The organism is Pelotomaculum terephthalicicum JT (assembly GCF_022410535.1).
Taxonomy (GTDB): Bacteria; Bacillota; Desulfotomaculia; order Desulfotomaculales; family Pelotomaculaceae; genus Pelotomaculum_D; species Pelotomaculum_D terephthalicicum.
This window is the reverse complement of sequence record NZ_JAKNBL010000007.1, coordinates 22,445-34,718: the sequence shown is the minus strand read 5'-3', so window position 1 is coordinate 34,718 and position 12,274 is coordinate 22,445. Positions and strand designations below refer to the sequence as shown.

The 12,274-nt window shown below is 44.4% G+C and carries 12 protein-coding genes and 1 riboswitch; all 12 genes read left to right on the top strand.

Features of this window, described 5'->3' with window-relative positions; all coding sequences use genetic code 11:
- The first annotated feature begins 48 nt into the window (after nucleotides 1-48).
- The 12 genes from L9W92_RS06750 (at nucleotide 49) to L9W92_RS06695 (ending at nucleotide 12,103) form a co-directional block, all read left to right on the top strand.
- Nucleotides 49-1,050, top strand: coding sequence for an SDH family Clp fold serine proteinase (locus L9W92_RS06750; RefSeq protein WP_240082982.1), 1,002 nt, complete (start codon nucleotides 49-51; stop codon nucleotides 1,048-1,050).
- A 30-nt stretch (nucleotides 1,051-1,080) separates the two neighbouring features.
- On the top strand, nucleotides 1,081-1,284 hold the full coding sequence (locus tag L9W92_RS06745) for a hypothetical protein (protein WP_240082981.1): 204 nt from the start codon (nucleotides 1,081-1,083) through the stop codon (nucleotides 1,282-1,284).
- A 268-nt stretch (nucleotides 1,285-1,552) separates the two neighbouring features.
- Nucleotides 1,553-2,353, top strand: a complete 801-nt coding sequence (dapB, locus tag L9W92_RS06740; protein ID WP_240082980.1) for a 4-hydroxy-tetrahydrodipicolinate reductase — start codon at nucleotides 1,553-1,555, stop codon at nucleotides 2,351-2,353.
- 92 nt (nucleotides 2,354-2,445) lie between these two features.
- Nucleotides 2,446-3,351, top strand: a complete 906-nt coding sequence (gene dpsA, locus L9W92_RS06735) for a dipicolinate synthase subunit DpsA (protein WP_240082979.1) — start codon at nucleotides 2,446-2,448, stop codon at nucleotides 3,349-3,351.
- A gap of 18 nt (nucleotides 3,352-3,369) precedes the next feature.
- Complete coding sequence (locus L9W92_RS06730) at nucleotides 3,370-3,969, top strand: dipicolinate synthase subunit B (protein ID WP_240083071.1); 600 nt, start codon at nucleotides 3,370-3,372, stop codon at nucleotides 3,967-3,969.
- Between the two features lie 144 nt (nucleotides 3,970-4,113).
- The gene (locus tag L9W92_RS06725) at nucleotides 4,114-5,133 is read left to right on the top strand and encodes an aspartate-semialdehyde dehydrogenase (protein ID WP_240082978.1); all 1,020 of its coding nucleotides are present in this window, start codon (nucleotides 4,114-4,116) and stop codon (nucleotides 5,131-5,133) included.
- Nucleotides 5,134-5,414: 281 nt separating this feature from the next.
- Nucleotides 5,415-6,647 (top strand): aspartate kinase, encoded by a 1,233-nt coding sequence (gene dapG / locus L9W92_RS06720; protein ID WP_240082977.1) that lies wholly within the window; start codon nucleotides 5,415-5,417, stop codon nucleotides 6,645-6,647.
- A 35-nt stretch (nucleotides 6,648-6,682) separates the two neighbouring features.
- On the top strand, nucleotides 6,683-7,546 hold the full coding sequence (dapA, locus tag L9W92_RS06715) for a 4-hydroxy-tetrahydrodipicolinate synthase (RefSeq protein WP_446676302.1): 864 nt from the start codon (nucleotides 6,683-6,685) through the stop codon (nucleotides 7,544-7,546).
- 232 nt (nucleotides 7,547-7,778) lie between these two features.
- Complete coding sequence (locus tag L9W92_RS06710) at nucleotides 7,779-9,437, top strand: ribonuclease J (RefSeq protein ID WP_240082976.1); 1,659 nt, start codon at nucleotides 7,779-7,781, stop codon at nucleotides 9,435-9,437.
- A gap of 124 nt (nucleotides 9,438-9,561) precedes the next feature.
- Nucleotides 9,562-9,655, top strand: a riboswitch (cyclic di-GMP riboswitch).
- Between the two features lie 163 nt (nucleotides 9,656-9,818).
- Nucleotides 9,819-10,715: a COG1470 family protein gene (locus L9W92_RS06705; RefSeq protein ID WP_240082975.1), complete on the top strand. Its 897-nt coding sequence runs from the start codon at nucleotides 9,819-9,821 to the stop codon at nucleotides 10,713-10,715.
- Nucleotides 10,716-10,804: 89 nt separating this feature from the next.
- On the top strand, nucleotides 10,805-11,278 hold the full coding sequence (locus L9W92_RS06700; protein ID WP_240082974.1) for a hypothetical protein: 474 nt from the start codon (nucleotides 10,805-10,807) through the stop codon (nucleotides 11,276-11,278).
- 228 nt (nucleotides 11,279-11,506) lie between these two features.
- Entirely contained in the window at nucleotides 11,507-12,103 is a 597-nt protein-coding gene (locus L9W92_RS06695) for a hypothetical protein (RefSeq protein ID WP_240082973.1), read from the top strand.
- Nucleotides 12,104-12,274: the final 171 nt, after the last annotated feature.

The window sequence follows — 12,274 nt, the reverse complement described above, 5'->3', positions numbered from 1 at the left end:
TTGACATACTAAAAATTAAGCATAATTGGGGATGACAGGAGGTCTGACATGGCACGTCAACAAAGAATTGAATTGATTAAAAATATTGCTGAATTGAGAGATGCCGCCGTTATCTGCTATATTACAGGTGACCGGGAAAATATTAATACAAGAATTGCACCTGATGTGACAGAGGTTTTTTACAGACATTTGGAAATGCTTAATAAAAACGATCAAAGAACAGGCAGCCAGATAGATTTGTTTCTATATACTAGGGGAGGCGATGTCCTGACGCCTTGGCGATTAGTTCACCTAATCCGGGAATATACAAATCGTTTTAATATTATCGTTCCTTTTCGTTGTTACAGCGCTGGAACGTTGTTATGTCTGGGGGCGGACGAAATAGTAATGGGTAAAATGGGTGAACTCGGTCCGATAGATCCCAGTGTTGTAAACGCTTTTAATCCACAGGATCCCAACAACCCCACCGCTAGAATTCCGGTAAATATTGAGGATGTTTATTCTTATTTGGCTTTGGCCGGGGAAAAGGCCGGTGTTTGTAGTAATGACCAGCAGGTAAAAGCATTTACCCTTCTTGCGGAGCGGATTCATCCATTAGCCCTGGGGAATGTCCACCGGAATTACTTATTGATCAGATCGCTGGCAAAAAAACTGCTGGCGATGCATCAACAGCCGTTACGGGAAGGGATGAGCGAGCATATAATTGACAACCTTACAGAAAAACTGTACGCACACAATCATATGATTTCCAGGCGGGAAGCATCAGAAGAAATAACTCTTAATATCACCATGCCCGACGGCAATCTGGAATCTTTATTATGGCTGCTTTACCAAGATTATGCGGAAGAATTGGCTCTGTCGGAACCTTTTAACCCAGCGGAGAAGTTAAGTGGCAGTAGGATAGATTTTGAAGTTACCAGCGGCATAGTGGAGTCAATGTATGGTTCAGATGGTTTTGTTTTCTCCGGGGTTGTTGAACGGCGTGATTTTCCTGAGTCCGGTAAGGTAAATGTGAATATATTAAAGCAAGGTTGGAGAATTATTTCGTAGCATAAAATAATTTTGCAGGAGGAAGTAAGTATGAAAGATGAACTGACCAAAATTAAGAATGAAAAAATTAGTTTTAATTTTAAAACAAACGAAACAAAGTATTATCTTTTAACCAGGGGATCAGGATACCCGTTGGCTGAATTTACTTTTCCGGATCTGCCGGAGAGTACCGCGACAAGACTTGTGATTCCGGAAAATATGCCTAAAACATTGGACATGGTTCTTCTATATTAACATACAACAGTCTTTCGTATCGGCCTTTTGGTCTTTCCTGTTAACACACCCTTTCTAAATTGATAGTATTATGACTAAATTAAAGATAAATATACCAAGGCGGAATTCGCCGTTTAGGCCGTTGAAAGAGTTAGCCGTGTAGAGTTCACTTGCACTTAAGTGTCTTTTGTCACTTTAATTCTTATTGACATATCTTATTGACATATTTAATTATATATAAGAAAATTAAGTTTAAAAAGTTAGCGGCGATTTTCAGGGAGGTGTGGTTTTGCTTAGGGTTATTGTTGCCGGTGCTTATGGCAGGATGGGCCGGGAGGTGGTCAAAGCTATCTGGAATTCAGATGATCTGGAACTTATTGGTGCGGCCGACAGTAGGGGAGAAGGAGTGGATGTCGGTTCGTTGATTGAAGCCGGTGAGATTGGGATATCGATAGAAAAAGACCTGGAAGAGCTCATATTGCGGACCCGTCCTGACGTAGTAATAGACTTTACCACTCCTCAGGCTGTATACCGGAATGTAATGATCTGTCTGAATCACGGCGTGCGTCCGGTTGTCGGGACAACCGGGTTGAGTGAGGAAAAAATTCAGGCAATTATTGACCTTTCAAAATCATTGGGCGTAGGTGGTTTGATAGCGCCTAACTTTGCCATAGGGGCGATTTTAATGATGAGATTTGCCTCCGAAGCCGTGCGCCATTTCCCTCAAGTGGAAATAATCGAATTGCATCATGATCAAAAAATTGATGCGCCATCCGGTACATCAATAAAAACAGCCGAGGCGATTATTGAACAGCGTGGAGATCTCGAGCAAGGGCCGGTTAATGAATTTGAAAACATAGCCGGGGCGCGCGGGAGCAAGCTAACAGGTGGGATACGCATACATAGTGTTCGCCTGCCGGGGTTGGTAGCCCATCAGGAGGTCATTTTTGGCGGATTGGGTCAGACTTTAACAATCAGGCATGACTCTATCACCCGGGAATCGTTCATGCCCGGAATACTGTATGGGATACGTAAAGTAGCACATCTTGAAAGGGTGGTTTATGGTTTAGACAAACTGCTTTTTGATTAATCGCAACTTAATATTGACAAGCACCTTCATTTTTAATGGCTCATATAATGTGGGTAAACGCAGCCAACGATGTTAGGGGGTTTCCGACGGTTATGCAGCCAGATCTTGATGGGATTACCGTTGCTGTTATCGGAGGCGATGCCAGATACCTGGATATGATCGAGGAGTTACTTGCATCAGGTATCCGGGTGAATGTTACTGGCCTGCCTGTAAAAGACGGTACCAGCGGTGTTGTTCTCTCGAGTAGTTTAGTGGATAGTCTGAAGGGTGTTAAAGCTGTTGTCCTGCCTATTCTTGGCATTGATGATAAAGGGCTTTTGCACTGTGTTTTGTCCGAACAGACCTTTACCCTAACTGAAGAAATAATGGCGGCTTTACCTGTTAAGACTCTCGTTTTTACCGGACTTGCCGGTACGCTGCTCAAGCAGATGACTGCAAGTTTAGGCCTTCGTCTTATCGAACTAATGAATCTGGACGAGGTGGCGATATTAAATTCAATTCCTTCGTCAGAAGGCGTTGTCCAGATGGCGATGGAAATGTTGCCGATAACTATTCACGGTAGTTCGGCTATTGTCATCGGGTTTGGCCGAACCGGCCGGACACTGTCCCGTTTATTATGGGCGATGGGGGCGCGAACGGGGGTTGTCGCCAGAAAGACTGCGGACATGGCCAGGATTATTGAGATGAATCTAACCCCTGTTTCTTTTACAGAAATGAGAAGCTTTATGGGTGAAGTCGATATAATTTTCAACACGGTACCCGCGCCGGTTTTGACGGAAGACATATTAACAGGTATAAAACCCGGCACGGTAATCATCGACTTAGCCACAGCGCCGGGTGGAACTGATTTTCAGGCGGCGGAGCGTTTAGGACTAAGAGCCGTTCTTACGCCTAGTCTACCGGGCAGGGTTGCGCCTAAAACAGCCGGCCGGATATTAGCCAAGGCGATCACAGGATTTCTGGCAGGGGAAACGGCAGGCGGCTTGCCCGGTTTTTAGATAACGGAGGTGCTTGAGATGCGTTTGCAGGGGGTCAAGGTTGGTTTTGCCTTGACTGGCTCTCATTGTTGTCTGGATGATGTTATACCGCAAGTGCGCAATTTAGTTAATGAGGGTGCTGAAATTTATCCGGTAATGAGTGACGCGCTTTATGCCACTGACACTAGATTTGGATCCAGCCTAAAATGGCAAAACTTGATTAGTGAAATTACCGGCCGTGAAATAATTTCTACTATTGCAGACGCTGAACCCATTGGGCCACAGAAACTTCATGATATAATAGTAGTTGCTCCATGTACGGGAAACACGCTGGCCAAATTAGCCAACGGGATTACTGACAGCCCGGTACTGATGGCCGTAAAGGCTCAATTAAGAAATCAGCGGCCGGTGGTGCTGGCTGTTTCAACCAACGATGGTTTGAGCATGAACGCCAAAAATATTGGTTTGCTGCTTAATATGAAAAATATCTTTCTGGTTCCTTTTGGACAGGACAATCCGACCGAAAAGCCGAGCTCGCTTGTGGCGAAGTGGGATTTGCTAGTAAATACGATACAAGATGCATTAATGGGTAAACAGTATCAGCCACTACTGGTGGTACATCAGGTGGGACATAATTAGGCAAATATTATCAGAATGACACTGTGAAAATGCAAAGTTAAACTCCTGTAAACCCTGTGCAATCTTGTCCGAAAAATACCAGTTGGGACTAGGCAATTAGAAGTGATAACTTTTAAATAAATATTTTATTAAGGGGGTTTTTCTTTGTCGGAGTACAAAGTAGTTTTAGTCGGGGCTAGCGGCGCAGTGGGGCATGAGATTCTAAAAGTGCTTGATGAGCGGAACTTTCCTGTAGGGGATTTAAAACTTTGCGCCACTTCCCGTTCCGCAGGTAAAGAAATGGCTTTTCGGGGGAAGAACTATAGTGTGGAAGAAACAACTCCAGACTCGTTTAACGGCGCCGATATTGTTTTTTTTGCCGGAGGGGCGGCAAGTAAGGAGTTCGGGCCGGCAGCTGTTGAGCGGGGAGCGGTGATCATTGACAACAGCAGCAATTTTAGGATGGATCCTGCGGTTCCCCTGGTGGTTCCTGAAGTGAACCCTGAGGATGTTAAATGGCATAAAGGAATCATCGCCAACCCGAACTGTTCGACTATTATCGCGGTAGTGGCATTGAAACCAATCCATGACGCGGCGAAAATAAAGAGAATTGTAGTGTCGACTTATCAGGCGGTATCCGGTGCCGGGGCGGAAGCTATTGAAGAATTGACTGTTCAGACCAAGGCGGTTTTAGAACAGGGTAAAATCACCCCGGAAGTGTTTCCATACCAAATAGCGTTTAATTTAATACCGCATATTGATGTTTTTATGGATCTGGATTATACAAAAGAAGAATGGAAGATGGTGAAAGAAAACCAAAAGATATTGCATGACGATTCTATAGCGATTACCGCCACTACCGTCCGGGTGCCGGTATACCGCAGCCATTCTGAATCGATAAATATTGAGACCGAGAGGAAGCTTACCGCTTTAGAAGCGAGACAGGTGTTCGAAAAATCTCCGGGTGTTGTTGTTGTAGACGATCCGGCGGCAAAGAAGTATCCAATGCCGTTATTTGCGTCTGACCGGGATGAGGTTTTTATCGGTCGTATCCGCGAGGATAATTCCATTCCTAACGGCCTGAATATCTGGGTTGCAGCCGATCAACTGCGAAAAGGCGCTGCAACTAACGCAATTCAAATTGCTGAACTCTTAATTAAGTATGATTGTTTAATGAAAAAATAATAATCTCAGGAGTCAGGAGTCAGAAGTCAGAATAAGAGAACTAATCGAATATTGAATCTAGAACTCCTTGAACAAAAATGTTAACTTTCGATTTCCTGCTTCTTAGGCAATCAAAATTTTTGCGCCGTCTAAGAAATTTATGAAAGCTTAGTCTAATCGTCAGGATTTATGCCTGACAAGGTGTAAAACTTTTAATTGCCCAACTTCGGACCGGACTCTTGTGTTCATTCTGAATTCTGACTACTGACTGCTGAAAAAAGTGGCTACCGAAAGGAGTATATATGGAATTTATTGTTCAGAAGTTTGGCGGCACGTCCCTTGTTGACGAAGAAATGCGTTTAAAGGTTGCCGCCAAGGTAGCCGAAGCCAGCCAGGAAGGCTACTCTCCGGTTGTTGTTGTATCCGCTATCGGACGCCGAGGAGAGCCTTATGCGACGGATACACTCCTTTCATATGCCGGCAGCGGTAATAAGGAACTATCACCCCGTGAAGCTGATCTTCTGATGTCCTGCGGGGAAATCATATCAGGCGTGGTGTTGGCCGCCACCATACAAAAAATAGGCTACCCGGCTATTTTCCTCACGGGAGCGCAAGCCGGTATAATTACTGATGATAATTATAACGAGGCAAAAATCATTAAAGTTGACCCTCAATGTATAGTACGACACGCTCTGGAAGGGAAAATTGTCATCGTTGCCGGGTTTCAGGGTATTACCAAAGAGGGGGAAGTAACGACGCTTGGCAGAGGCGGCAGCGATACCACCGCAGCGGCTCTTGGCGTTGCGCTGGAGGCAACCAGCGTGGATATTTATACGGATGTTGAGGGAATTATGACCGCGGACCCGCGCATTGTATCTGACGCGAGACCTCTGGAGACAGTAACTTATAACGAGATTTGCCAGCTGGCTCAAGAGGGAGCAAAAGTAATTCACCCCCGGGCTGTGGAAATTGCCATGCAAAAAAATATTCCTTTGAGAATTAAATGCACTTTTAGCGACGCTCAGGGCACGCTGGTAACTTCGTATGGTGAAGTGTATAAGGGTTCTATAGATATTACCAGGGACCGTACAATAACGGGTATTACAAACATCCCTGATGTCAACAGGATGAGAATAGTGATTAAAGATTGTCCGGATGTCCCTGAATTTCAGAAAAAAATATTTAATGCGTTGGCGCAAGCCGGAATCAGTTTGGATCTGATCAATGTACTACCGGAATCAGTTCTTTTTACAGTAAAAAAATCGGTTGCGGCCAAAGCGGTTCGTGTCCTGGAAAACCTTGATATTTACCCTGAGGTGCTGTCTGATTGCGCAAAAGTGGCGGTTGTGGGAGCTGGAATGACCGGTGTTCCCGGTGTTATGGCGAAAATTGTGGAGGCGCTGTCTGCTGAAAAAATACAGATATTACAATCCGCTGATTCTTATACAACAATTTGGATACTGGTAAAGCGGAATGAGATGGAAAAATGTATCCAAATCTTGCACCGGCAATTTAGGCCGGGTGATTATTTATAAAGAAGGTGAAAGAATTGACAAATGATTTCGGGCGAATGATTACAGCCATGGTTACACCTTTTAATGATGATCTTACAATTAATTTTGATCAGGCTAAAAAGTTAGCTTCTTACCTGGTGCAAACCGGATCGGACGGATTAGTGGTTGCCGGTACGACCGGTGAATCGCCGACACTTAATACAGATGAAAAGGTCGGTCTTTTTAAAGCGATCGTTGAAGAGGTTGGTGGTAAAGCTGCTGTAATCGCCGGTACCGGCAGCTACTCGACTGCCGACAGCATAGCCTTGACTCAAGCTGCGCAAAATGCCGGGGTTGACGGTGTTATGCTGGTAGCGCCTTATTATAACAAGCCACCACAGGAGGGGCTTTTTCAGCATTTCAAGGCTATAGCCGAAAGCACGGATCTGCCGATCATCCTTTATAACATACCAGGCAGAACTTCAGTTAACATGTTGCCTGACACAGTGGCCAGACTTGCCCAGATCAGTAATATTGTCGCAATCAAGGAATCAAGCGGCAGTATGGATCAGGTTAGTGAGTTAAAACGCTCCCTGCCTGACTGTGTGGCCATATACAGCGGTGACGACTCATTGACCCTGCCGATTCTTGCCCTGGGCGGCAAGGGTGTTATTAGTGTGGCTTCTCACTTGATCGGTATGCGGATTAAAGAAATGATTAATGCTTATCATTCCGGCAATACTAACTTGGCCACAAAAATTCACCTGGAACTTCTACCGGTTTTTAAAGGGTTGTTTATTACTACCAGTCCGGCGCCTGTAAAAGCTGCCTTAGGCATCATAGGCTGGCAGGTAGGCGGTCTGCGTCTTCCGTTAGTGGAAATTAACGCGGTGGAAAAAGAAAGCATTAGCTCCTTATTGGTAAACATGAAATTATCATAGAAGGTTGAATATTATATCTCTGACTGTGGGAGATGGATTCCGCAGTAATTTGTCCAAGCCTTTTATCGCTGGCTTGTTGCGGGCAAAGAAATGAAGTATAATATTACTTGAGTGCTAAGTGGGCTTTCCTAAAACCTCCAGTCAAAAAAATATTCCCCACCTTCTCCGAGTTTATCTCACCGGTTGCAGTAATGATAGATAGTTGTTTTTGGTAGGTTAAGGAGGTGCGGATTTGGCGCGAGAACCCAAATTGTCCCTGATTCCTCTGGGAGGATTGGGGGAAATCGGCAAAAATATGATGGCGGTGAGATTTGGGGAGAATATTTTAGTTATTGACTGCGGTTTAATGTTTCCGGAAGAAGAAATGTTGGGGATAGATATTGTTATTCCGGATATTACCTATCTGTTGGATAATAGGGAGCATGTGCGCGGGATAGTGCTTACCCACGGCCACGAGGACCATATCGGAGCCCTGCCGTATGTCCTGCGGCAGTTAAATGTTCCTGTGTATGGCACAAGGCTTACCTTGGGCTTGCTGCGGGGCAAGCTGAAGGAGCGGAATGTTGACGCCACCTTAAATTCGGTTAAACCAAGGAGTATCGTTCAAATCGGCCCGTTCAAGGTGGAATTTATCAAGGTGTCGCATAGTATTCCGGATGCCGTGGCAATTGCCGTGCATACACCGGTGGGAGTGATTATTTACACTGGTGACTTTAAGTTTGACCAGACGCCGGTCGACGGCCAGGTTACAGACTTTCACCGGTTGTCCCAGTTGGGAGACAAGGGTGTCCTGGTTTTACTGTCGGATAGCACCAACGCTGAAATACCAGGATACACCCTTTCTGAGCGAATGGTGGGAAATACCTTTGATGATACCTTTCGCCAGGCTACTGAGCGTATTATTATCGCCACCTTCGCATCAAACGTGCACAGGCTCCAGCAAGCCATCCAGGTAGCTCATAAGCAGAACCGCAAGGTTGCCGTTGTGGGACGGAGTATGGTTAATGTGGTCAGTGTGGCTTACGAGCTTGGATATCTTCATATTCCCGAAAACACGATGGTCGAGTTAGATGAGGCGAACCGTCTGCCAAGGCACAAGGTGGTCATTTTGACAACCGGCAGTCAGGGAGAGCCGATGTCGGCTTTAACGAGAATGGCCTTGTCAGACCATAAGCAGGTAGATATCGTACCGGGCGACACGGTTATTATTTCGGCCACGCCCATCCCCGGAAACGAAAAGGTGGTTGCCCGGATTATAGACCAGCTTTTTAAACAAGGGGCGCATGTTATCTACGAATCTGCTTCGAGTATACACGTTTCAGGGCATCCTTGCCAGGAAGACCTCAAAATGATGATTAACCTGGTCCGCCCCAAGTTTTTTGTTCCGGTGCACGGAGAATACAGAATGCTTATTAAGCATGCCGAACTGGCCAAGGAAGTTGGGGTTTTGCCGGGTAATGTCTTTGTGGCTGAAAATGGCCAGGTACTGGAATTTACCCGGCGCGCCGGGCGAATCAACGGTAGAGTAACAGCCGGGAAAGTGCTTGTTGACGGCTTAGGTGTCGGAGATGTTGGCAATATCGTTCTCAGAGACCGCAGACAGCTTTCCCAGGACGGAATTCTAATCGTAGTGGTTACTATAAATCGCGAGGCCGGGTTGATTGTGGCCGGTCCTGACATAGTATCCCGGGGTTTTGTATACGTGAGGGAATCGGAAGAATTGCTGGAAGAAGCAAGGATAAAGGTAAGGACTGCATTAGATATATGTATGGAACATGGTGTATCGGAATGGACAACCATTAAATCGCAAGCAAGGGATGTTTTAGGAAAATTTCTTTATGAAAAAACTAGGAGAAGGCCAATGATTTTACCCATCATCATGGAGGTTTGACGAAAGCAATTACAAATAGTACCTAATATGAATAAAGCCGCTAATGCGGCTTTTTCGTGTTTTAACGGATATTATAGTAAATATAGTGAAAAAATATATTGCATAGGGAAATAATAGCTTATATAATAAAGACAAGCAACTTATGTCGAAAGACATAGGTCGCAAAGCCACGGACCTAATGGGTATTAAATTTGCCTTATGGTAGCCGGGCTGCCTTAGGTTGTTATTAAAGCCAAGCCTAAGTATTTTACTTGGGCTTGGCTTTAATTTTGACAAATTTCGATAAATTATGACGCTGAAAATGTTTTTGATTAACGAGGCGCCACGCATGATTAATACGAATATGATTAAAGGCATGTTTCTGTTTTTTTAGGGTTTGGATTGCTTAATAGTTCATACGCCTATGCCGTGGATTTGAACGGTGTTAGTATGGGCCCGCCAATTGTAGATAAAACCGTTAAACCAGGGGAAAGCTTTGAACAGGAATTTAATGTGCAAAACCGAACAGACGGAACTGTCGAGCTCGAGGCTTATATACAAGATTTTCGCGTGGAGAATAATCAATGGGACAAGGTAGAGGATACCGATTCTAGCTGGTCGCCCATGACTTGGGCCACTGTAATCAACGCTCCGGAAAAACTAAATAGTGGGGAACAAGGTAAAATAAGCGTCAAGTTCGATGTTCCTAAAAATGCGGAAAAGGGTGAATATGTAACTTATTTTAACGTCAAATTCATACCTGTGGTCGCAGGGCAAAAGGGGGAAATGACTGCGACAATTAGCGTTGCATCAGAAATTCGTTCGTTAGTTTACGTAAAAGTATCCGATGCCGCAGGGAATTTAAATCTGATAAGAGCATGGCTCGTGAATAAAGCAGGTACCGGCTTCTGGCATGTCAGTAAGCCTGTCTTTACTATTTCGGTAGTTAATACAGGCAATGTGCATCTGGAAGTGCGGGGCAATATTGATATTACGGACGTGAGCAGAAACCAGGGGGCAAAACTTAATGTACCCATGTTTAACGTTTTACACGGCAAAGAGAAAGAGATTGAAATTCCCTGGAATGAAGCGCCTTTAATCGGTTATTTCAAAGGTAAAATACAGTTGACCCATGATGGTGAAAACTTTGATGAGCGGGAGTTTTCCTTTGTGGTCGGGCCCTTGCCGACACTAGCGGGCACCGTAATAATTTTTTCAGCAGTTATTCTTGCAGTCATTCTGTATATCCGCAAGCTGCAAAAGCAATTGAAGGATGCGGAAAAGACTGCGAAGCAATAATCCCGGGTTATAGTGCTTTGAATAAGGCTATCGATGAAGAATTAGATATCCCAGTTGGTCCGGGTAAGAACATAAAAGGAGGTGAATCTATGAGTAAGAAAGCTGTTGCCATTCTTTTGACATTAGGAATCCTGATGGCTGGGGCAGGTATTGTAAATGCAGCTACCTTGAGCATTACTGCTAATGTTTCATCCTCAGTAACCTTGGCTCTTGACCCAAGTTCCTTTACATTTGATGGTGTGCAGCCGGGTGTTGCTTCTGCTCCCCAGGAGTTGACAGCCACTACTACAGGTAGTGACGTTCTTTACAATTTGCAGTTATCCAGCACTGCCTTTACTACGGCTGGATCGTCCCATTCGGCCAGCACGCTGCAATACAAACCAACTGCCTCTGGCACTTATGTGTCAGCTTCAGGAACCGCTACAAATATGATGACTGCTTCCAGTGTCGCTGACAGCGATGGGGATGCAAAGACTTTTGATTTGCGTGTTAACTTCCCGTCTAGCGCAAATAATGGTACCTATGCTGCCACTGTAACAATTACTGCTACTCCGTCATTATAAAGAATTATTGCCAAAAACAAATGATCCGAAACAAGGCTGCCACCCAAAGCGGACTTTGTCTTGGCAATAATCAATGCTATTTTAACACTAATTCTATTTAAAAAAAATAGAATTCAGGTGGGAAAATAGCAGAAAAAAAGTATAGTGTCTGGGATTATTTCTCAGACACTATACTATTGTCTACTTTGCCGGAAACAAATAGCGACTTGATTAAGGAGGAAGATTTGTTTGAATAAATTGACGGTTAAGCTCGTTTGTTTGTTTCTGGGGTTGCTAAGTTTGACAATTTGCCCGGCAAGCGAAGCCGATCTTGAAATAAAAATCGATCCAAGAAAACAATTTGAAGTTGTATTGGATAATAATTCTTTGTCATTTCCATTGGTTGCTACTGGGAAAATGAGTGAAGAAAGAAGTATCACCACCTTGGTCAAGGGAAATGATTTTTATCAACTATACGTTCAGGCAACGGTTTTAAAAGCAGATGGCTTAAAAGAGCTTTCGCCGGCAGTATTGGAATTTAGAGAAAAATCGGAATCGCGTTGGCTGCCCGCTTCAGATACGCTTATACCTGTATTGGCAACACCGGCGATGGCAAACGTGATGGGCGATCAAAAGGAAATTACTTTTCGCTTAAATGTTCCAAATTCTGCCAAGGCTGGTTTGTACAGTTGTGAGGTAACTATTATTGCCAGAGGGAGAGAAGATTTAAATAAAAGTATGACCGAAGGTGTTTACAAAAGCACGAGCGAAGACGTGATAGAAGATGCTAATAAAAGTACGAATGTGGATGTTAACAAAAGTGTGACCGAAGATGTTTACAGCTAATACGTTTATTTTCAGAAAAAATTTATCCGTTCAGCAAGCTTGCGCGTTGAGCCTGACTATTATATCCTGCGAATATTCGATGAGGCGTAACTCGGCTTCATTTGCTTTAAGGGCATGCTCAGCCTGTTTGCGCACGGTGTATCATTAATCACACCGGTCAAACCGGCAAGT